Source organism: Paenibacillus sp. DMB5, assembly GCF_001517085.1.
Lineage (GTDB): Bacteria > Bacillota > Bacilli > Paenibacillales > Paenibacillaceae > Paenibacillus_AQ.
In genome coordinates, this window is the sequence record NZ_LRAC01000098.1 from 16,453 (window position 1) to 37,187 (window position 20,735).

Here is a 20,735-nt window from a genome sequence, read left to right on the forward strand (position 1 = left end):
TTATTATGCCAAAAAATTTAGAATGGTCTGTTCCAGCTTCCGGACGCTGTTCGCCCAGGTCCAGCTGTTCGAGTCTGCTTCACCCTGGGAGGCCAGCCTGACTCTGAGCACATGATCCTGCACCAGCCGGATCACGTCTCCGGCCAGCCGGTTTTCATAGCGGAAGGAGAGCAGGCAGTTTTGTTCATGTCTGGCATACTCCATATTTCCCCCGGAATACACGGTTGCCAGCGCCGCACCGCAGCGCATGGCTTCCAGCCCCGGCAGGGAGCCGCTGTCAAATATGCTGGAGCTGACAAAAATATCCGCACCGTTATAATGATAATTCAGCTCTTCATCGTTAAGCGGGGTGAAGAAGCGGTATTTGCCGCTGGCTTTCAGCTGCTGCAGGGACTCCGAGGTGTAGAATTCATCCGGCGGGCTGATGAAATTGACAGTAACATGCGGCAGATTCTGTTTGACGATATCTAACTGCTGAATGAGATAATCCTGCTCACGGTGCCAGGAAAATCCGTTCTCGACCTTGCGGAGAATGGCTGTAATATTCATGGGCTCCTGCAGCTTGTGGCGGATATGCTGGTTACGGAAAATAGTACTGATGCCGACCGGAACCATGCTTGCTGTTATCCCGTGGTTAAGTGCAATAATATCCCGTTGCCATTTCGACAGCACAATCAGCCTTGGCGTGGTATTATAACTGGGAAATGAGACATGATTTTCAGGCAGGAACAGAGGTTCATAGCATAACGACAGGCGGACATGAAGCCCTTTGCCGCTCTGGCTTGCCGCCTCGGAGACCGGCACCGTAGTATAAAAGTTGGATACGATAACATCGCTGAAGGGAAAGTCGGATTCCCGGAGCACAGTATGGTCGGTACGGTGCAGGGCCGAATGAATCTCGTATGAAACATCACCGTGGATAGGCATGACAATAACAACCTGGTGGCCCATCGCAGTCAGACCATTGGTGAGTTCCACCAGCATCCGTTGCGCTCCGCCATGGCATAAGGTAAGAATGGGGAATGTGAACCTCATCACTGATCTCTTCCCTTCCTGTGTAGCGCTGCATTGGCATTCATGCTATGTTATAGCATTTTATTCAGCAGGCAGGGAAAAGTACGTTATTTGGTCAGGTGTCTAAATGGAACGAAGGAAGGCTGGATCAATCTCATGGATATGTGGAGACGGCGGATCGAGAAATGGAAGGGTACAGCTGGAGTATTCAAAAAATCCTGATCGTGCGGCAGAGCATTACGCCTACCACACCGGTCAGATTGTGTACGCCTCAAGATGGCTGGTGGATGATGATGAGCACCTGCTGGCCTGGAAGCACTACACTTGAAGCTTACAGCACTAGCTGCGCAGGCTGTGCAGCAGGGCAACCGTTTCGTTAAATACCGGCAGTGTGATCTCCTCCAGTGACACATCAAGCATTGGCTTGCGTGCCTGAAGCTTCCGGAAGAAGTCAGCCGTGTGGAACAGCCCGCCGCCCGGAACGCCATGGCGGTACCCCTCGCTGCCCGCATAAATGTCCTTCAGATGAGCGAGAATGATCCGGTCACCGAACAGGTCGAGGGAGCTGTCCACAATCTCATCCTGACGGCTGACATCCTGTCCAATCAGATTGCAGGGGTCGAATACGACGCCGATGTTGCTGGAAGGCACTTCATCCAGAATGCGGCGCATGTGCTGCGGAGAAGCAAGGGTGTGCGTGCTGACGCCTTCGATACCGACGAATACACCCCATTTTTCCGCTTCTTCGGCCAGTTCCTCCAGAGTAGACCTAAACGTCTGCCAGCCGATTTCCTCATAGCGTTCCGGATCAGCCGCTGATAGGTGGTTAAGCCTCCGCTTTCGGTGGCTACCATGGGTGCCCCGAATTGCTTGGCGAAGCGCAGATGCTCCTTGAAGCGGTTAATCTCAGCCCTGCGTATTGCCGGGTCCGGGTTAATCGGGTCAATGTAGCAGCCGAGCACGCCGATTCGGATGCCCGCCTTGTCGAATTTTTCACCGATATAATTAGCCAGCGCGGGGCTGAACTTGCCCGGAGAAAGATCAATATCCTGTATAGCTTTGGTCAAGGCGAGCTGCACGAAGTCAATGTCATGAGCCTGCAGAGTGGAAACCAGTGTGTCTAGGGGCAGGCAACCTGCCGTATGGGCCAAAGTTCCGAAGCGAATGGGTAACATCTCCTTTTATTATAATTAATGCGTATACCTATTAATAATAATTACGCTTTCATATACTTGCAACTTCTAACCCGCGATAGATAGCACGGATTAGGGTAATTGACAGTAGGAGGGATTGATATGGAACTGGAAAATGATAAGCTGCCGGCAGTGCTGAAGGCCGAGGAATTTAAGTACAGCAAGGAGAATGAGCAGATCGTCAAAAAGGATTTCTGGCGCAAAATGAAAAAGTTCGCCGGTAAAATCCCCTTTACGAAGGACGCGGTTGCCATGTATTACTGTGCCATTGATGCCAAGACGCCGCTCTGGGCCAAGGGTATAGCTTTCGGTGCCCTGGCTTACTTCATCGCTCCTATTGATGCTATTCCGGATGCATTTATCGGACTCGGCCTGACTGATGATGCTGCAATCATTGCCGCCGGTGTCCGGGCGATTGCCGGTCAGGTGACCGAGGAGCACCGGGAGAAGTCCGAGCAGTTTTTTGATGATGAACCCAAAACAGAAGGGGCACGGCGTTAAGCCTGCCCCCTTGCACCGGCTTCCTGCCGGCTGCGGCTGTCCTTTTCGACGGAAAGCTGCTTGGTCTGGTAGGCCTCGCCCCAATCCCGCATTAAGTGGATGATCGGAACCAGTGTCCGACCAAATTCAGTCAGCGAGTATTCAACCTTTGGCGGAACTTGCTGGTAAACCTCACGGTGGACCACACCGTCTTCCTCCAGCTCGCGCAGCTGCAGCGTAAGCATACGCTGCGTAATGCCCGGGCAGATTCTCCGGAATTCATTAAAGCGTTTTGTTCCGTCCATCAAATGGTACAGGAGCACGCCCTTCCATTTTCCGCCGATTACATCAAGGGTAAATTCTACGGGACAGGCCTTAGCGCCATCGGGACATTCGCCAAAGCCGCCTTTTCGGTCACGCATGCCAGTTCACCTCACAGTATCATTTTGTATACTACATAACAAAAATGTGCGTACTTCAAACTTCGTTATATATATCTTAATATTAAGCATGCGAGCAGGATAACGTCAAAACAATATTTTAAATGGACTGAAAGGGTGTAACGGAGATGGAAACATTGGAAAAGAACGAAGCGTTAAAAGAGGATATTCTGGCAGCCTACGCTTTCAGGCATGCCACCAAGGAATTTGACAGCAGCCGCAAAATCAGCAGCGAGGATTTCGGCTTTATTCTGGAAACGGCACGCCTGTCGCCGAGCTCCTTCGGATTTGAGCCCTGGAAATTTGTCGTCGTCCAGAATCCGGAGCTGCGTGAGAAGCTGCGGGTGAATGCCTGGGGGGCGCAGAAGCAGCTGCCTACGGCCAGTCATTTTCTGCTGATTCTGTCAAGACAGCCGGCGGATCTCGCAGCAGATTCGGCCTTTATCGGCGGCATGATGCATGATGTGCAGCAGCTGCCGCCGGAAGTGGCTTCTGGCAAAGCCAAGGCTTTTGATACCTTTCTGAACGAGGACTTCGGATTAAAGGGCAACGACCGGGCCAAATTTGAGTGGGGGGCGCGCCAGACCTATCTGGCACTCGGGAATATGATGACCGCTGCGGCCATGATCGGCATCGATTCCTGCCCGATTGAAGGCTTCAACAAGGAGCTGATTGAGCAGACGCTGGAAGCGGAAGGCATTCTGGACCGTGAGCACTTCGGCCTGGCCTGCATGGTCGCCTTCGGATACCGGAAGGCTGAACCCCGCGCCAAAACAAGACAGACTGCCGGACAGGTCATTCAGTGGGTATAAGACTATAGCAAGACAAAAAACCTCTTTGCAAGAAGCCCGTGCTGTGTACGCCGGCTTTGCAGAGAGGTTTTTCTTATTTGTGAAAATATTGAGAAGGTGCGAAAAACAATTGAAAATTTGCTGAAAGGCCGCTAGTCTAAGAAGGTAACGATTACCGGTGAATTACTTAATTTAGACTGAAGGGATTCCTGCAACATGAAAATAATCCGTATCATTGCCGAGGTCGGAGTACTGTATGTGTTCTATCTGGCAGGCGATGTTCTGCAGAAGCTGCTGCATCTGCCCGTTCCCGGCAGCATCGTCGGCCTGTTGTTGCTCTTTGTACTCTTATTATTAAAAATTGTACCTGTTAAGCTGATTGAAAATGGCTCGTCATTTATCCTGGCCTACCTGCCCATGTTCTTCATTCCGGCAACCGCCGGGATTATGAACCACCTGGATATTTTCAGCGCCGCGGCCTGCTGCTCATTGCGATTCTGGTTGTCAGCAGTGTGATCACCATGGTTGTGACTGCCCATACCAGCGAGTGGATCGCCGGCTTTAGCGTAAGCCGTGCAGCGAGACAAAGCCTTACTGCCGAGACCCTGAGTGAAAAGAGGAAGGGCGCATGAGACTGCTGCTTGCCGCAGGATTCATCCTGTTTAATGTTGCTATTTATCTGTTCATGGCTATGCTGTACAAACGGTACCGTCTGCCTGTCCTTTTACCCGCGCTGACGGCCACCTTTACGGTGGTGGTACTGCTGCTCGGATTCGATATTTCCTATGATACATACATGATCGGCGGCGAATGGATCAACCGTCTGCTCGGGCCTGCGGTCGTCTCACTGGCTTACCCGCTGTATAAGCAGCGGCATGTGCTGCGCGAGAATCTTCCGGCGGTGCTGGGAGGAACCGTGACCGGCCTGCTGGTCGGCATGCTGAGCGGCCTGCTGCTGGCAGCCGGTCTGGGCTTCTCCAAAATTTATGTGCTCTCTATTCTGCCCAAGTCCATTACGACAGCAGTTGCGATTCAAATTTCCGGCAGCCTGGGCGGAGATTCTTCACTGACCTCTGTATTCGTGATGATTGCCGGCTTCACCGGGGCAATTGGCGGACCATACATTATCAAGCTGTTCAGAATCCGCAGCGAGTCGGGCATCGGCATCGGACTGGGCACCGCATCCCATGCGCTCGGCACTGCCAAAGCGCTGGAATATGGTGAGCAGTCGTCTCTATGAGCTCTGTTGCCATGACCGTCTGTGCGATCGTCGGCTCCATTGTTTCGCCGCTCGTCGTCTGGATCATGTATCACTAGCTTTTGCCGTCTGCTATTCAGCCTTAACCTTCAGGCGGATTACGTTCCAGGAAGCCTTCGGCAGCACCGCGCTCACGCGTCCGCCGTCTGCAGCTGCATTTCCGCGGTCATGGGGCAGTACGTTGCCCGGATTCTGGCGTGTGTTGGCTGCATACAGATCCTCATGCTCAAGCACCGTGTGCTGGATGACAGAGGCTTCGCCGAAGCTGCGCAGATCAACTGAGAATTCCATACCTTCAGTCAGGTGTCTGTTCACAGCGAACACAGTAACTTCGCCAAGCTCTTCATTATATACGCTGACTGCTTCAAGGTAAGGGACATCAGTGAAGTCCTTGGAATCATATTTCGGGCTGGTAATGAGCGGGTGCAGGACGGTTCCCCGGCCGTACTGTGAAGCATGCATGTAAGGGTAGAATGTAGTCTGCAGCCACAGAGGTCCGCCGTTCTCTGTCATAATTGGCGCGATGACATTGATCAGCTGGGCAATGCAGGCCATTTTTACCCGGTCAGCATGCTTGAGGAGACTGATCAGGCAGCAGCCCACAACAAGCGCATCCTCGAGATTATATACATCCTCAAATTCCGGCGGAGCTACCTGCCAGTACGTTTCGGCGCGGCTGGACCCCTGGGACTTCCATACATTCCATTCATCAAGCGAGAGGTAAATTTTCTTCTTGCTTTTCTTTTTGGCCTTGATATAGTCGCACACAGCGGCTACACTGTCGATGAATTGATCCAGATCCAGTGAGCTGGCCAGGAAATTCGGAGTATCACCTTCATTGTTATTGTAATAAGTATGCAGCGACAGGAAGTCTACATTGTCATAGCTGAGATCAAGCACAGTGGCTTCCCATTCGGCAAAGGTAGACATGCTTCTGCCCGAGCTGCCGCAGGCGACGAGCTCCAGGTTGGGGTCAACCCAGCGCATTGCCTTGGCCGTTTCGTTGGCAAGTCTGCCGTATTCAACCGCTGTTTTGGCACCGATCTGCCACGGGCCGTCCATCTCATTCCCAAGACACCAGGTCTTGAAGTTGTGCGGGTCTTTAACCCCGTGGGAAATCCGCAGATCACTGTAGTAAGATCCTGACGGATGGTTGCAGTACTCCACCAGATTCCGGGCTGCGTCGATGCCGCGTGTGCCCAGGTTTACCGCCATCATGACTTCAGAGCCGACCAGCTTCGCCCACTTGGCGAATTCATTGGTGCCGACCTGATTGGTTTCTGTAACCCACCAGGCCAATTCAAGAGAGCGCTTACGTTCTTCCTTGGGTCCGACACCGTCTTCCCAGTTATAGCCGGAGACAAAGTTGCCGCCCGGATAGCGGATAATCGGAACGTTCAGCGAACGGATAGCCTGCAGGGCGTCTCCGCGGAAGCCGTCCTCATCGGCAGTCGGGTGTCCGGGTTCATAAATGCCTCCATACACAGCCCGGCCAAGATGTTCGATGAAGGAACCGTAAACTCTTGGATCAACCTCGCCCAGTCTGAAATCCTTGTCAACGATCATTGTCGATTTTATTGTCATCAGTGCAGCTCCTTTGAGATGGATTAATGAATTTGTTAATTAATTAATCTTTATATGATTACATAATACGAATTATACGTTAAAATAGGCAATATAAATCTTTAGGATTAATATAAATACTAATCCAAGAGGGGTAGAGGATAAGGATGTACTTAACTACTGATTCAGAATCGCTAAAAGTGTATGAAGCGCTGGCCAGTGAGGTCAGGCTCCGGATCATTGATCTGCTGGGTACGGAAGAAATGCATATAAAAGAGCTGGCCGAGAGGCTGTATCTCAGCAGCGCCATCGTCAGCTCGCATGTCACCAAGCTGCAGAAGGCCGGAATTGTCAGCTCGCAGATGAAACGGATTGACGGCGGAACCTATAAATACTGCTCGCTGTCGGCTAATTTTCTGCAGATCAAATTGTCGGGGGCGAAGGGCATTGCCCGTAAAGTGGTTGAGGTATCCGTTCCGGTGGGACACTATACAGATTTGCAGGCCTTCCCGACCTGCGGAATTGCCACGACCGACAAGCTGATCGGATACTATGATGATCCGCGTTATTTTCTTGATCCCGAGCGGGTTGATGCAGGCATTCTGTGGTTTGCTAAAGGTTATGCCGAATATAAAGTGCCTAATTACCTGTTTATGGACCAGAAGGTTCAGGAAATTGAAATATCCCTGGAGCTGGGTTCGGAAGCGCCGAATGTTAATGAAAAATGGCCTTCGGAAATTCTGTTTGCGCTTAACGGGCATGATCTGGGCAAATGGACAAGTCCCGGCGACTTCGGGGTGATGCGCGGACGGCTTACCCCTTCCTGGTGGAATTCCGATGTGAACCAGTACGGGCTGCTGAAGGTGCTGCGGGTGAACCGAAGAGGAACCTATATAGACGGGCAGCAGATTTCATCGGTAACCCTGGATGATGTATGCTGGCAGAAGGACCAGTGGACGTTCAGGCTGACGGCAGAAGACTCAACCCGAAGGCGAGGCGGATTGACTCTGTATGGACGGGGCTTCGGTAATTACGAGCAGGATATCGTGTTCAGGGTTTATTATGAATAAAGAGAAGCGGTGGATTACTTCCTTGCGCAGAATTAATGTTTGCAAATCAGTCTTACGGGTAACTATAACTAAGTGAACAAAAAACTGTTAAGCCTGAGGAGGAATTCACATGACGGATCACATTCAGAACGAAGCGGATCTCCGCAATAAAGAAAATAAAGACGGTGACTCGCTGGCAGAACGCAAGAAGATGGAGAACGGCGTGGACATTGAGCCGGAGGCTGACGACTGGGTAGCCAAACCTGCGGAATCCGCCCATCCGGACCCGCTTCCCAAAAACTAAAGATATGCACTCAAGACAGGCTATCCTATATGGATAGCCTGTTTCTGCGTACACAGCTCATGGTGTATTGAGTATTGCCTGGTGCCTGTTGTATACTCAGGTCAAGTCCAGCCATTAGTCTTCATCATTCAGCACAGCAGCGCAGATTTCCCGGGACTCAGGCAATTGAACTTGAGGGAGGTAAAGAAATGCGTAGTCGGAACGATAACGGCAGGTACAGGCAAAAGCGGGGAGAGGCACTGGCAGGCAATTTTGAGAAAAAGTACGGCTCTGACTTTGGCGTTCGCAGTGAAGTTTCGCTGGAGGCCCTGAGAAAACAGCATGACAGTCCTTTAACAGCACAGCTCGCAAAGGAACAGCAGCAGAAGGAGTGAACCTTAAAGTGTTCAGTATTCAGACAAAGTTAAGGATGACAAGGAGATGTCCCGTGAAGCCGTGATTTACAGGCTGCTGGGACATCTTTTTTGTTAGCACTAATATATAAGTCTCCTGTATAAGATGAAAAGAGCTATGGCATACTACCTCCCGGAACCATCTGTAAAACTAAACTTACAGTGAGGGAGGCAGTGCCTGTGAATCTTTTTCTGCTGTTGTCACCCGGCAGCGATTCTGCTTTTGCGGCGGCAGGCCAGTATTTCTTTTACTTTGCAGTCTACTCCTTCTTGGGCTGGGTCCTTGAAGGGACATATAATCTCTATAGCCGGGGAAGCTTCCGCAAAGAAGGTTTTCTAAAGGGGCCGGTTAAACCGATGTATGGCTTTGCTCCGCTGCTGCTTCTGTCGTTTCAGCGGCTGGAGCTGCCGCTTCCCGTGTTCCTGCTGCTGGCGCTGATTATTCCGTCGGTGGTTGAATATGTCAGCGGCTGGCTGCTCAAGACCTTTTTCCGCAAGCAATGGTGGGATTATTCGGACATGCCCCGCCAGCTCCACGGTCATATCTGCCTTAAATTCTCACTGTATTGGTGGGTGCTGTCTGCCGGATGCATCTATGCGCTACACCCGCTGATCGCGCTGCTGTACCATTTAATGGAGCCTGTATGGTTACCTGCTCTACCGCTGGTTGCTGTGATGTTCCTGGCCGATATGCTCTGGACCTTCCGGATACGCCGTCGCAGCCTGACTGAACTGGAGCATGGTGAAGGCTAATGTCTATTCATAAGGACATGTTAATAATAAGGACCTTTCTTTGACCACACGGCAAAGGAAGTCCTTATTTGGCATGCCTGCAAGGAACCGGGGTATGGGATGTCTAATATAGATACAGGGTGCTGTACTTCCTGAACCGTTACTATCATACATTAGTACAAAATAGAGGGGGGCGTTATCATGCCGATATCTGATTATTACCGTGAGCTGCGCAGCCGGATAGGTACAAGCCTGCTGATGATGCCGTCTGTAGCTGCAGTCATTCGTAATGACGCCCATGAGATTCTCTTCGTCCGCAAAAGCGGAGAACAGCTGTGGGGTCTGCCGGCCGGTGCAGTTGAGCCTGGGGAGACTCCGTCCAGGGCAGTGCGCCGCGAGGTGTTCGAGGAGACTGGTCTAATGGTAACACCGTTAAGGGTGAGCGGAGTATTCGGAGGAGCAAAATATGCATATGAGTACAGTAATGGTGACTGTGTCGAGTATTCGGTTACTGTATTCGAGTGTACTATCGTTAAGGGTACACCAAGAAATATGGATGGAGAGTGTGAGGAGCTCAGATTCTTCAGTGAAGACGAGCTGCCGCAGATTGCAATTCCGTACCCTCCTGAGCTGTTCCGTAGACCGTCAGGTGAAGCTCAGCCGGCAATATTCGAGTAGATTCTTGTTTTGCAGAGTCAGGAGCTAACAGTGTGCAAAAAATTGAAGTGAACCGCAGCCGCAGCAAAATTATATATTGCTGTGCCATAATCATTACTATTGTGTCAGGATTATGTTCCAGAGTGTATGCGGAGTATCTGCCTGAATTTGCCGCAGCCCATCTGGGAGACGCTTTATGGGCGGCAATGGTGTATTTCGGATTCCGCCTGCTGCTCAGCCGGTGTTCAATGGCAGTTGCGCTGGGGGTGGGCATTCTGTTCAGCTTCAGCATCGAGTTCAGCCAGCTGTACCAGGCAGCATGGATTAACGAAGTACGGGCTACGCTGGCGGGCGGGCTGATTCTGGGCAGAGGGTTCCTCTGGATCGACCTGTTGCGCTATACAGCAGGAATCTGCGGAGCCTATATACTGGACCGCTGGTGCCTGAACACAGCTTCACCCGTGATAAATAAGGTTGATGGAGATGAGATTCCCTAATGACCATGACCAACAGCTTAATCGTGGTATGCCTGCTGACTCTGATCATCAATACGGCCGAAACGTTATCCTATTCGGTCCGTTTTGCAGGTGTGAAGCTGAACAAGATTGCGATTGCCTTATCCCTGACCGGCATTATCGTGCTGATCTCAAGAACAGCCAATATGATTCAGGCTCCGCTGACGGCCAAATTTGTGGACTACTCCAACAATGAAGATCCTAGCTTTCCGCTCGGCAATTATCTGCGGATTATTATGCTCGCTTCCACCCTGGGTACTCTGATTGCAATAGCGCTGTTCCCGACCTTTGTCGGCCTGTTCAGCAGGGTGATTTCCAGGCTGGAGATAGAGGGCTCCATTCCCAAGCTGCTCAGCAGCGTGACAGTGGAGCAGCTCAAGAACACCCGCAAATATTTCAAACGGCCCGGCCTGCAGCTGCCCAGCTTCCGGTATCTGGGCATTCCCAAGCGGTTCATTATTATGAACATCTTCGTCACGGGATTCTACACTGTCGGTGTATTGTCTTCCCTGTATGCGGGACATCTGTCTCCCCAGCTGCTTGCCACCGCCTCCAACGCTTCAGGGCTGATCAACGGTCTGGCCACGATTCTGCTGACCATCTTTATTGATCCGCAGCTGGGGATTATCACCCATAAGGCTACAGAGAGCGTGGAGTATCGTGACCAGCTCGGTAAAATCTATGTTCTGCTGATGTTCTCCAGGGTTCTCGGAACATTGCTCGGCCAGCTTGTATTTGAACCGGCGGCCTATTTCATCAGCTGGATGGTTCAGCTGATCTGACAAAGCCCGCAGGCTTCACCCTCAAGATTCATTCCGGAAGCCTTGATTCGGCAAGCCGGAGGGCCGCAGTAATCTTCTGCTCAAGTACATAGGCCTGCTGCAGATAAGTACGGATTTCCGTCATCCGGGCACAGGAATGCTTCATTCCGGCTGCAGCAGTAACGGCATCTCCAGCCCTTACGGCTGCCTTATATTGTTTGTCCGCTTCTGAGCGGAGAGCCTGAGCTTCGCTGATCTGCTTGTTCCCGGCAGTGATTTGCTTTCTGATGCCGGATACAGGCGACAAAGCATCCTTGGCCGGCTTGTTCTTCGCTGCAGCAGCACTTGTAGCTTCGGTAAGTGCCGTATTCTTCGCCTTAATCTCAACCCGCGCTGCAGTCGCAGCAGCCTTCAATTTATTGCGCTTCAGTTCGAATGCAGTAGCGCTCTTGAGATTGCCCGCTTTGCGTGCGGCAGCAGCCTGCTTGCCCAGGGAAGCATACTGCTCCAGCAGCGCAGCATGCTTCTTCCTGGTGGCATCAGCCTCTGACTTGAGCCGGCTCAGCAGACTCTTGTCGGTTGACTGTAGCCTTGCATTAACAGCAGCGAGATCGGCTGTGTTCTGCTTGCGCAGCTCCTGGTTCCGTTTGCTCTCGGCCTTAACAGATGCCTGCAGGCTGATGTAGCTGCTGTACAGATCATTAATCTGGTCAAGCGCCGCATCCCAGTCTGAGGCTGCGGCAGCCCGGGGAGTATTCCCGGACAAGACCGCCAGAATGACCAGGAGGACAGTAAGGGTGCGGATTCTGCTCGTGATTGAAGGGCTGTTCATTTAGTTCATCTCCATTTCTGCATGTTATCAGCGAACGCAAAAAAGCACCCTCAAGAAAGGCATAATTGCCTATCCTGCGAGGTGCTTCGCCCGCTCAACATGTATATTTTATACACACTATAGCTTGAATTTATTGGGAAGTCAAGAAATAAAAGAACGCCAGTTCGCTATTGCCCGAATATAGAATTTACAATATAGAATTGAAGAGATCATTCACAGCACAGGAGGCTTATATGAATCAAATAAATGAAGAAGCCCGAGATCAAATCGCGCTGATTACGGGAACTTCCAGCGGTTTCGGACTGCTGACGGCAGTCAGGCTGGCTGGCCTGGGGTATCAGGTGGTTGCGTGCATGCGCGATCTGCAGCGCAAGGACGAGCTGCTCCGCCAGGCGGATGCGGCCGGTGTAACGAAGAGAATTCACCTGGTAACGATGGATGTTACGCATTCCGACTCCATTGAAGCGGCCGTGTCAGCGGTTACCGGGCGTTTCGGGGCCATTGATGTGCTGGTGAATAATGCAGGCTTTGCTGTCGGCGGCTTTACGGAAGAAGTAAGCATGGAGGAGTGGCGGCGCCAGATGGATACGAATTTTTTCGGTCTGGTGGAGGTTACCAAGGCTGTTTTGCCTGTTATGCGCGAACAGCGTGAAGGCTGCATAATCAATGTCAGCAGTGTGAGCGGCCTGTTCGGCTTTCCCGGCTATGCGCCGTATGCCGCATCCAAGTTTGCAGTGGAGGGCTTCAGCGAAAGTCTGCGCCAGGAGCTGCTGCCTTTCGGGATCAGGGTTATTCTGGTTGAACCCGGCTCCTTCCGCACACCGATCTGGGGCAAAGGGATGGAGAGCATCCGCACCAGTGATGCTTCTCCTTACAAAAAGCAGCTGGAGCAGGTGCTGAGCTACTCCCGGAGGACTGCAGAAACTGCGCCGGATCCTGCACAGGTAGCAGAGCTGATCGGAAGGCTTGTCCAGAAGCGTTCTCCCAAGCTGCGCTATCCGGTCGGCAAGGGTATTCACAGCCTGATTATCGGCAAAATCCTGCTCCCCTGGAAAATGCTCGAACGCTTCATTGCCAAATCCCTAGCGGGGATGAAATAGGCTGCTCTGCTAAAAAAATCCGGAACATCCGCGTTATTCTGGAAGATGCAACCAGATGTTGATCACTCTCATTGCCAAACTATGAAAGTTTGAATACAATGAAGGTTCACGGATTTTGTTAAGAATTGAGGTGTACGATGCCGGATACAGTAGGGCTGCATATCTGTTTTGACGAGTCGGGGCGTGAGATAGAAGTGCTTGATGTGACTCCAGTAGCGCATGATAAATACAGGATTGAAGAGACGCCGATTTTTAACCCAGGCATAGCGCTCGGAGATATTATCCGGGTCAAGGAGAAGCAGGGGATCTCCTATTATGTGGAGACTGTGCAAAAGTCAGCCTATAAGCGGTATGCCTGGCTGCTCAGCAAGGAAGCGGCGGGTTCAAGAGAGATTTCAGCGCTGAAGCAGGCGGTCAAGGAAAATGGCGGGCGTTATGAACAAATTTTTGGAGGCTTTCTTGTCATACATATCCAGAAGGACGCTGCAGTTGATGTCGAGGCTGAAATGTCACGGATATTAGCTAAGTTTGAACTCTAATTCCAACTTTATATCTAAATCGGACAAGCGGAGGGCCAGTATGAAAAAATTTCTGAAGCAGTGGCTGCCCAGTATCGCGCTGGGTGTAATCCTGTCCTTATTTATCCGGTCGTATGTTGCTGAAGCGATGAGAGTCCCGACGGATTCAATGGTCCCGACAATCGAGGTAAATGACAGGCTGTTTGTGGAAAAGCTGCTCTGGCTTACCACGCTGGAGCATGGGGATATCGTCGTGTTCTATCCGCCGGTACCTGGCGAGGAAGAGAAGCGTTATGTAAAACGGCTGATCGGACTGCCGGGAGATACGATTGAAATCAAAGAGGGAGCGCTATTCCGTAACGGCAGCAAGGTAGATGAGCCTTATCTGAAGGAAGGTATGACTTATACCTTTGGGCCGGTTACAGTGCCGGATGAGCATTATTTCTTCCTTGGCGACAACCGGAACGTCAGCTATGATGCCCATTTGTGGCCGACTCCGTTTGTAGCCAAGGATCAGCTGGTCGGCAAGGTGCTTGCCGATGTGAACGATATCTTTTAGAGACGCTGCCTCCCGGTCTGCCCGGGATCAGACATGCACAGGATAATCCACTACAACAACACTCTCAATAATCCCCTCAAGCATGGCTACAAATTGCTGGTGGGCCGGATGCGGCCCGTATGCGCGCAGGGCTTCCTGATCTGTAAAGGTCACACGGAGCCCCAGCGTATAGCCATGGATATTCTCCGTCTCCTCGGTTACATTCACACCTGCCGTTAATCCGGTTATTCCCGGAATCTGATCCTTCAGACCCAGTAGCGCCTGTACCAGCTGCTGCTCCTGCTCCGGGTTAAAGCTGCTGTTAAACTTAAATACAACCAAATGCTCGAACATAATGAACCTCCTCAACTGAAAGAACTGGAATTGATTATACTATTGATTACAGCAATAAAGATAGAAACAAGAAAAAACTTCACTTAACAACACCATAACGACTCCGGAATAAAGCGCGGCTAAAGTAGGGTTACATTAGAACTAGGCCGGACAAATGAATGTGACTTTAACCATATTGTTACCAGGAGGGCATTTGGCTATGATCAAAGAAGATAAGGTTTAATTATTTGTAATTTAAAAGGAGTGCTGCAACTTGAAGGTTCATGTCACAGATCTTAAACCAGGTGACCGCCTCATGACTGACACTTTCAATCGTGTAGGCTTGCATATACTGCCGGGCGGGACTGTCGTCACGCGTGAAGAAATTTCCCTGCTGATCAGACACAGGGTCGATTACGTGTCGATTCAGGTCCGTGAACTGTATGGAATTGCTGAGGACCCTGGCCATGGGCTGTATAATGAATTCGACCAGGTAATTATGAATTATGAGGCGACTTTTCTGGAGGCATTATCCCAGGGCTGCTTCACCCCGGCTCTGGTGGATACTACGCTGCAGCCGCTGCTGGAGACTCTGGATAAGCAAAAGGATGTAGTCTCTCTGCTGCTCCTGCTTGACCGCGAAGATATTGATACATACCAGCACTCGCTTCAGGTGGGCCTGCTGTCTTACTATATTGCTAAATGGCTGGGGCACTCCAAAGAGGAAAGTTACCGGATCAGCCGTGCCGGCTATCTGCATGATATCGGCAAGAGCCAGGTGTCCTTGTCCATCCTGAACAATCCCGGCCTGCTGTCGGCTGAGGAAACAGAAGAACTGAAACGCCATACCGCCTACGGCTACGATATCATCCGCAGCTCGATGCAGGATGAAGCCACAGCGCTGGTTGCACTGCAGCATCATGACTATGAGAACAACCCCGCTCATCCTGCAGGTAACCTCAAGAACGAACTGCACCCGTATACGGAGATTGTTACAGTCGCCGATATTTATATGAAGCTGACCACCTCCAGACTCAGCCGGCCCAAGCAGGGACTGGTAAGTGTGTTACGCCAGGTGCATGAATGGGGCTTCGGCAGACTGAACGGCAATGTGGTACAGGCTTTAACCGGCCATCTCCTGCCGGGCTTTGTAGGAAAGACTGTGCAGCTTAGTAACGGGGAGACCGGCACGATTGTAATGAACAATGCCCTGGATATTTTTAAGCCGCTGATTAAAGTGAATGAAGGTTACAGGGACTTGTCCCGGGAACGCACCCTGACTGTTGATGAGGTTCTGGTATAAGCCCGGTTAAATCTTGCAGTTATACTCAAATAAAGTCACCCTTCAGGCCCAGTACGGGACTCGGGCGGCTTTTTTTTACATATAAGGCATATTTGAATTCCTCCGGCTGACTGGCTATGATTAATAGAGAAACTGCCAAGCCTATTGGCAGCAGAAAGAGGAGAAATGAAGATGAACGCTGGCAACCAGATTGAGAATTTTAAGCAGATCAAATATGAGCTGACCCGGTTTATGATGATTTACAAGTTCGCCCTGGAGGAAATTGAGACCAAGATAGAAATCCTGAAGCAGGAATTTCAGATGCTCCATGACTATAGCCCGATCGAACATACCAAGTCCCGCATCAAATCCCCGGAGAGCATTATGAACAAAATGCTGCGCAAAAACAAACCGTTCTCCCTGGATGCAGTAAGATCAAGCATCAAGGATATTGCGGGCCTCCGGATCACGTGTTCATTCATTTCGGATATTTATCAGGTCAGCGAGATGCTGCAGAAGCAGGATGACCTGAAAGTGCTGCAGGTAAAGGATTATATTAAGAACCCTAAGCCGAACGGTTACCAGAGTCTTCACCTGCTGGTGGAAGTGCCGGTGTTCCTGTCAGACTGTACAGAGCTGGTATGTGTAGAGGTTCAGATCCGTACGATTGCCATGGACTTCTGGGCCAGCCTCGAGCATAAAATTTTCTACAAGTATAGCCAGTCTGTTCCTGAACACCTGACCCGTGAGCTGAAGAATGCGGCCATAAAAGCAAACGAGCTGGATCTGCAGATGGAACGCCTGCACCGGGAGATTCAGGAAATCAAGGATGCCCAGGCGGATGAGGATTCCATTGAGTTCCAGCGGATTATGATTAATAACCAGCAGTTCAATCTGCCTGCCGGTTTTATGAAGCTGCTGGGTGAATAATCACAGCGGTAGCTTATCTCATCGTATAGCATGTTTTGTATATGAAGCAGATGCTATCAAAACGAAGTGAATGCTTCCGGAGCAGTTTTGCGGTGAAATTCCAGTGTAGCAGATGCTATCAAAACTTTGAGGAGGATGTATGACAACAGAGGCCTATATTACGGATCTGGACGGAACACTGCTCACCTCGGAACAGAAGCTTACAGACTATACAGTGCAGGTAATTACAGAAGCGCTTGATCAGGGCGCTATAATCAGTTATGCAACGGCCAGAGGGTATGTCAGCGCAGCCCGTGCAGTTTCCCGGATACCTTGGAAACATCCCCTGATACTCTATAACGGGGCGCTGATCTATGACGGGATCAACGGCAAGGTGATCGACGGGTATTGGCTGGATCCCGTTATCTCCGGTGAAATTATCGCTCTCGGACAGGAGCTGGGCGGCATTTCACCGTTTTATTTCTCACTGGATGAAGCGGACTGTGAACGTGTGCTGCATGAACCGCTGACGAGAAGCGGTGTGGTACAGTTCTTTAACAGCCGGCCCGGGGACAAGCGGTTCCGGGAAGTGAACAAGCTGGAATGTCCCGACGGCTTCAGGACACTGATTATCAGCTATATCGGTTTGCTTGAGGAGCTTCAGCCAATCCGCCAGGCGGTGCAGGAGCGGTTCGGGAACCAGCTGCAGGTCCATTTCATGAAGGACATATACATAGAGGATCATTACTTTCTTGAATTCAGCCATCCAAGGGGCAACAAGAGTGAAGGCCTGAAATTGTGGGCACACCATGTGGGCGTTGAGACAGGCAATATCACTGTTTTCGGTGATCATGTTAATGATTTTGGGCTGTTCTCGGCAGCAGGCAGGGGAATAGCCGTGCAGAATGCCCAGCCGGAGCTCAAGGCTCTTGCACATGAGGTGATTGCCTCCAATAATGAAGAGGGTGTAGCAGCATATCTGGAGCAGACACTGAAATTAAAAAGGGAGCGTGTATCAGGTGAGTGAACACATTATCCGCGCAATTACAGTGAATCAGATTGGATATCCGGCAAAAGGGAGCAAGATTGCCCTGTTTACGGGCGGGGAGCATCAGTTCCGGGTGCTGGATGCCAAAACCCGTACAGCCGTGTACAGCGGAGTGACATCTGCAGCAGCCTGGGACAAGACCAGCGGTGTCACTGTACATACAGGAGATTTTTCTGCGGTTACGGATTCCGGCAGCTATCTCATTGAAGCGGAGGACGGGGCGGTTTCTGCTGAGTTTATTATTGGAGAGCGTCCTTATGAGGAGCTGCAGCAAGGATTGTTGAAAGCCTTTTATTTCTACCGCTGCGGTGTGGAGCAGGGGGGAGAGTATGCCGGACCTTGGGGGCACGCAGCCTGCCATCTGGCAGAAGGTTCTGTAATTGGCCAGCCCGGCCTGAAGCTGGACAGCAGCGGAGGCTGGCATGATGCCGGAGATTATGGCAAGTATTCCGGTCCGGGGGCTAAGGCTGTTGCCGACCTGCTGCTTGCCTTTGAATGGTATCCTGCTGCATTTACGGACAGCTTCACACTGCCGGAAACCGACGGCAAAACGCCGGATGTGCTGCTGGAATGCAAGGTCGAGCTGGACTGGCTGTTCAAAATGCAGGAGCCCGGCGGCGGTGTGTATCACAAGCTCACCACCGCAAGCTTTCCCGGGCTTGACGTGATGCCGGAGGATGATACGGACGAGCTGTTCTTCTCGCCGGTATCGTCGGCGGCCACAGGAGATTTCGCCGGTGTGATGGCAATGGCTGCAAGAATCTATAAGCCCTGGGATGAGGGCTTTGCGGCACGCTGCCTGGCGGCGGCAGAGGCAGCCTGGCAATGGCTGGAGCAGCACCCTGAGGAACCAGGCTTCACCAATCCTCCGGGAATATCTACCGGTGAATACGGTGATGAAGAGGATAAAGATGAACGCTTCTGGGCCGCGGCTGAGCTCTACCGGACAACAGGCCAAGAGATGTACCACGAAGCTGTTCGGGCGCTGGCCCGGCTGCCATTTCCGAAATTCGCCCTTGGCTGGGCGGATATGGGCGGCTACGGCACATTTGCTTATCTGCTTACCGGCAAGGATCAGACGGATGAAGAATTATACCGGACACTGCAGGAAGGGCTCCTGGCTGAGGCGGACCGGCTTGCTGCGGTTAGCCGACAAGACGGATACCGCATCTCCTTGCGTGAAGAGGATTATATCTGGGGCAGCAATATGCTGGTGATGAATAATGCGCTGCTGCTGCTGGCAGCAGAGCGCTTCAGCGGGGAGGCATCCTATGCGGAGTGTGCGCTGGATCATCTGCATTATCTGCTCGGCCGGAATGTACTGGACATCAGCTACGTGACCGGCTACGGTGACCATCCCGTCCGCCATCCGCATCACCGCCCGTCTGTAGGAGACGGGGTAGAGGAGCCGGTTCCGGGCCTTGTGTCCGGCGGGCCGGATCGCGGTCTGCATGATGAATATGTCAGGGAGCATCTTCAGGGGAAGCCTGCCGCGCAGTGCTTTGCCGATCATGACCTCAGCTACTCAACGAACGAGGTTACAATCTACTGGAACTCTCCGGCAGTATTTGTGGCGGCGAGGTTTAATAGCGGGTCTTGGCAGGGATGAGCCGTTATAGCGTAGTCAGCCTGGATATGTTTCAGACGCTCGTAAATATTGAAGGCCGGAGAGAGCATGTGTGGAGGCCTATTCTGCAGCAGCATTACAGTGAGGAACGGGCTTTGGAGCTGGGCAGCCTGCTGCTGCGAAGCTATTATGAAACGGCGGCAGAGGTTAGGGAGAAGGGAAGCTTTTGGACCAGTAAAGAGATTTACTCCCGCGGCTTCCGGCAGGTTTTCCGGCAGCATGGGGTGGATTTCGATGACATGCAGGCTGTAGATATCCTGTTTGCACAGCATCGGCTGTCTGCTTTGTATGAAGATACGGAACGGTTTATGGAAAAGGTATGCCAGGATTATCAGGTTTGCATTGTCAGTGATACAGATACCTTGATGCTTCCGGAATTCTACCTGAACTATCCTGTCACCCTATTTACTTCTGAAAAGTACAGGTCCTACAAAAACGACAGCCGCAATCTTATGTTCCATGAGGTCGTTACCCATTACGGAGCTGCACCGGAGCAGATTATTCATATCGGAGATACACCGTCAGATGTTTTGGGGGCGGCAAGGGCAGGGATTACTTCATGCTGGATTAACCGGACCGGAGCGTGCTGGGAGCATACGGTGAAGCCCGATTATACAGTGGCTTCGCTGGATGAATGCTATGGGCTCTTATAGCTTACATTAGCCCCATATTAGAGAGGAGTACTATATGAGTGAATATACACCGGATGAGCTTGAACTTTTGCGTTATCCTGTAGGAAGATTTGAGGCGAGGATCTATCTGAATACGGAGGAACGAAATCAGGACATTCAGAAGACCAGCCGGCTGGCGGCAGAATTAAAGGATGCAGTGCTTCCGCTTACTCCCGAGCAGTTGAATACTCCCTATCGTGAAGGGAGCTGGACTGTAAGGCAAGTCGTTCATCACCTGGCTGACACCGGGATGTACGCCTATCTCCGCTTCAAAAAAGGGCTGACGGAGGAACAGCCTCAGATTCCGTCTTACCGGCAGGATCTGTGGGCTGAGCAAAACGATTATACAGGTGAACCGGTGGAATCCTCGCTTCAGCTGATAGACAGTCTTAACGGCCGGTTTGTAACCCTGCTGAATTCTTTGAAGGAGGCTGACTTCGAACGGAGCTTTGTGAGCGCCGGTCTTGGAACGCTGACCCTGGATGCTGCACTGCAAAGATATATCTGGCATAGCAATCACCATACTGCCCAGATTACTTCGCTTATTCAGCGCAGCGGATGGTGAATCATACCAAAGAGCAGGCTGCCGGCGGCTTCCCTGGCACCTGCTCTTTGATTTGTCTGCCGCCCCTACAATGTTCAGCTGGCAATAGAACTGGAAAAGAAATCTGGAGCTAGATTCTCCATTCCAATCGTATATAATTAAAGCAAATAAGCCCGGCCGGATA

The 20,735-nt window shown here is 51.5% G+C and carries 26 protein-coding genes and 2 pseudogenes; 21 read left to right on the top strand and 7 right to left on the bottom strand.

Annotated features, from left to right (window positions below):
- Positions 1–3: 3 nt before the first annotated feature.
- Positions 4–984, bottom strand: coding sequence for a glycosyltransferase family 4 protein (locus tag AWJ19_RS10040; RefSeq protein ID WP_241781673.1), 981 nt, complete (start codon positions 982–984; stop codon positions 4–6).
- Positions 985–1,141: 157 nt separating this feature from the next.
- Between AWJ19_RS10040 and AWJ19_RS34710 the strand changes: the two genes are divergently transcribed.
- A complete protein-coding gene (locus tag AWJ19_RS34710) occupies positions 1,142–1,342 on the top strand; it encodes a hypothetical protein (protein WP_128083559.1) in 201 nt (66 codons plus the stop codon).
- A gap of 11 nt (positions 1,343–1,353) precedes the next feature.
- Here AWJ19_RS34710 and AWJ19_RS36430 read toward each other — a convergent pair whose 3' ends face one another.
- Positions 1,354–1,881: a TIM barrel protein gene (locus AWJ19_RS36430; protein ID WP_347231101.1), complete on the bottom strand. Its 528-nt coding sequence runs from the start codon at positions 1,879–1,881 to the stop codon at positions 1,354–1,356.
- 8 nt (positions 1,882–1,889) lie between these two features.
- Positions 1,890–2,189: pseudogene (locus AWJ19_RS36435) on the bottom strand (sugar phosphate isomerase/epimerase); the annotation flags it as partial.
- Positions 2,190–2,309: 120 nt separating this feature from the next.
- Between AWJ19_RS36435 and AWJ19_RS10055 the strand changes: the two are divergent.
- Entirely contained in the window at positions 2,310–2,708 is a 399-nt protein-coding gene (locus AWJ19_RS10055; protein WP_068723390.1) for a YkvA family protein, read from the top strand.
- Here the strand turns inward: AWJ19_RS10055 and AWJ19_RS10060 are convergent.
- Positions 2,705–3,109, bottom strand: coding sequence for a helix-turn-helix domain-containing protein (locus AWJ19_RS10060; protein WP_068723392.1), 405 nt, complete (start codon positions 3,107–3,109; stop codon positions 2,705–2,707). The two genes, AWJ19_RS10055 and AWJ19_RS10060, sit on opposite strands and share 4 nt — an antisense overlap.
- A gap of 146 nt (positions 3,110–3,255) precedes the next feature.
- Between AWJ19_RS10060 and AWJ19_RS10065 the strand changes: the two genes are divergently transcribed.
- The 3 genes and pseudogenes from AWJ19_RS10065 (at position 3,256) to AWJ19_RS10075 (ending at position 5,235) form a co-directional block, all read left to right on the top strand.
- The gene (locus tag AWJ19_RS10065; RefSeq protein WP_068723394.1) at positions 3,256–3,939 is read left to right on the top strand and encodes an NAD(P)H-dependent oxidoreductase; all 684 of its coding nucleotides are present in this window, start codon (positions 3,256–3,258) and stop codon (positions 3,937–3,939) included.
- A 195-nt stretch (positions 3,940–4,134) separates the two neighbouring features.
- On the top strand, positions 4,135–4,434 hold the full coding sequence (locus AWJ19_RS10070) for a CidA/LrgA family protein (RefSeq protein WP_128083560.1): 300 nt from the start codon (positions 4,135–4,137) through the stop codon (positions 4,432–4,434).
- Positions 4,435–4,546: 112 nt separating this feature from the next.
- Positions 4,547–5,235: pseudogene (locus AWJ19_RS10075) on the top strand (LrgB family protein).
- A 13-nt stretch (positions 5,236–5,248) separates the two neighbouring features.
- On the opposite strand, the gene AWJ19_RS10080 reads toward AWJ19_RS10075, so the two are convergent.
- Positions 5,249–6,760, bottom strand: a complete 1,512-nt coding sequence (locus AWJ19_RS10080) for an alpha-N-arabinofuranosidase (protein ID WP_068723396.1) — start codon at positions 6,758–6,760, stop codon at positions 5,249–5,251.
- A gap of 146 nt (positions 6,761–6,906) precedes the next feature.
- Between AWJ19_RS10080 and AWJ19_RS10085 the strand changes: the two genes are divergently transcribed.
- The 7 genes from AWJ19_RS10085 to AWJ19_RS10110 all read left to right on the top strand — a co-directional run bounded on the left by AWJ19_RS10085 (position 6,907) and on the right by AWJ19_RS10110 (position 11,170).
- Positions 6,907–7,809, top strand: a complete 903-nt coding sequence (locus AWJ19_RS10085) for an ArsR family transcriptional regulator (protein WP_068723397.1) — start codon at positions 6,907–6,909, stop codon at positions 7,807–7,809.
- A 109-nt stretch (positions 7,810–7,918) separates the two neighbouring features.
- On the top strand, positions 7,919–8,092 hold the full coding sequence (locus tag AWJ19_RS35765) for a hypothetical protein (RefSeq protein ID WP_167347609.1): 174 nt from the start codon (positions 7,919–7,921) through the stop codon (positions 8,090–8,092).
- A gap of 188 nt (positions 8,093–8,280) precedes the next feature.
- On the top strand, positions 8,281–8,466 hold the full coding sequence (locus AWJ19_RS10090) for a hypothetical protein (RefSeq protein WP_068723399.1): 186 nt from the start codon (positions 8,281–8,283) through the stop codon (positions 8,464–8,466).
- A gap of 198 nt (positions 8,467–8,664) precedes the next feature.
- The gene (locus AWJ19_RS10095) at positions 8,665–9,237 is read left to right on the top strand and encodes a putative ABC transporter permease (protein ID WP_241781674.1); all 573 of its coding nucleotides are present in this window, start codon (positions 8,665–8,667) and stop codon (positions 9,235–9,237) included.
- Positions 9,238–9,417: 180 nt separating this feature from the next.
- Positions 9,418–9,894: an NUDIX domain-containing protein gene (locus AWJ19_RS10100; protein ID WP_068723405.1), complete on the top strand. Its 477-nt coding sequence runs from the start codon at positions 9,418–9,420 to the stop codon at positions 9,892–9,894.
- Between the two features lie 32 nt (positions 9,895–9,926).
- Positions 9,927–10,370, top strand: coding sequence for a DUF2809 domain-containing protein (locus AWJ19_RS10105; protein ID WP_068723407.1), 444 nt, complete (start codon positions 9,927–9,929; stop codon positions 10,368–10,370).
- 5 nt (positions 10,371–10,375) lie between these two features.
- Positions 10,376–11,170, top strand: a complete 795-nt coding sequence (locus AWJ19_RS10110; RefSeq protein ID WP_068723580.1) for a lipid II flippase Amj family protein — start codon at positions 10,376–10,378, stop codon at positions 11,168–11,170.
- A 28-nt stretch (positions 11,171–11,198) separates the two neighbouring features.
- Here AWJ19_RS10110 and AWJ19_RS10115 read toward each other — a convergent pair whose 3' ends face one another.
- A complete protein-coding gene (locus AWJ19_RS10115; protein ID WP_068723409.1) occupies positions 11,199–11,981 on the bottom strand; it encodes a hypothetical protein in 783 nt (260 codons plus the stop codon).
- Between the two features lie 233 nt (positions 11,982–12,214).
- Here AWJ19_RS10115 and AWJ19_RS10120 point away from each other — a divergent pair, with 233 nt between their 5' ends.
- From AWJ19_RS10120 to lepB, 3 genes are all read left to right on the top strand, one after another.
- Positions 12,215–13,081, top strand: coding sequence for an SDR family oxidoreductase (locus tag AWJ19_RS10120; RefSeq protein WP_068723411.1), 867 nt, complete (start codon positions 12,215–12,217; stop codon positions 13,079–13,081).
- A gap of 137 nt (positions 13,082–13,218) precedes the next feature.
- Positions 13,219–13,620 carry a DUF4265 domain-containing protein gene (locus tag AWJ19_RS10125; protein WP_068723413.1) on the top strand — a complete coding sequence of 134 codons (402 nt, stop codon included), beginning with the start codon at positions 13,219–13,221 and terminating at the stop codon, positions 13,618–13,620.
- 40 nt (positions 13,621–13,660) lie between these two features.
- Positions 13,661–14,158, top strand: coding sequence for a signal peptidase I (gene lepB / locus AWJ19_RS10130; protein WP_068723415.1), 498 nt, complete (start codon positions 13,661–13,663; stop codon positions 14,156–14,158).
- Positions 14,159–14,185: 27 nt separating this feature from the next.
- Here the strand turns inward: lepB and AWJ19_RS10135 are convergent, their stop codons facing one another.
- A complete protein-coding gene (locus AWJ19_RS10135) occupies positions 14,186–14,491 on the bottom strand; it encodes a Dabb family protein (protein ID WP_068723416.1) in 306 nt (101 codons plus the stop codon).
- A gap of 295 nt (positions 14,492–14,786) precedes the next feature.
- Here AWJ19_RS10135 and AWJ19_RS10140 point away from each other — a divergent pair, with 295 nt between their 5' ends.
- The 6 genes from AWJ19_RS10140 (at position 14,787) to AWJ19_RS10165 (ending at position 20,572) form a co-directional block, all read left to right on the top strand.
- Positions 14,787–15,773, top strand: coding sequence for an HD domain-containing protein (locus AWJ19_RS10140; protein WP_241781675.1), 987 nt, complete (start codon positions 14,787–14,789; stop codon positions 15,771–15,773).
- Between the two features lie 171 nt (positions 15,774–15,944).
- Positions 15,945–16,682 carry a GTP pyrophosphokinase family protein gene (locus tag AWJ19_RS10145; protein ID WP_068723420.1) on the top strand — a complete coding sequence of 246 codons (738 nt, stop codon included), beginning with the start codon at positions 15,945–15,947 and terminating at the stop codon, positions 16,680–16,682.
- 139 nt (positions 16,683–16,821) lie between these two features.
- Entirely contained in the window at positions 16,822–17,688 is an 867-nt protein-coding gene (locus AWJ19_RS10150; protein ID WP_068723422.1) for an HAD family hydrolase, read from the top strand.
- Positions 17,681–19,318 (top strand): glycoside hydrolase family 9 protein, encoded by a 1,638-nt coding sequence (locus AWJ19_RS10155; RefSeq protein ID WP_068723423.1) that lies wholly within the window; start codon positions 17,681–17,683, stop codon positions 19,316–19,318. The genes AWJ19_RS10150 and AWJ19_RS10155 overlap by 8 nt, the downstream gene beginning before the upstream one ends.
- Positions 19,315–19,989, top strand: coding sequence for an HAD family hydrolase (locus tag AWJ19_RS10160; RefSeq protein WP_068723425.1), 675 nt, complete (start codon positions 19,315–19,317; stop codon positions 19,987–19,989). Before AWJ19_RS10155 ends, AWJ19_RS10160 begins: the two co-directional genes overlap by 4 nt.
- A 34-nt stretch (positions 19,990–20,023) precedes the next feature.
- Positions 20,024–20,572, top strand: coding sequence for a YfiT family bacillithiol transferase (locus tag AWJ19_RS10165; protein ID WP_068723427.1), 549 nt, complete (start codon positions 20,024–20,026; stop codon positions 20,570–20,572).
- Positions 20,573–20,735: the final 163 nt, after the last annotated feature.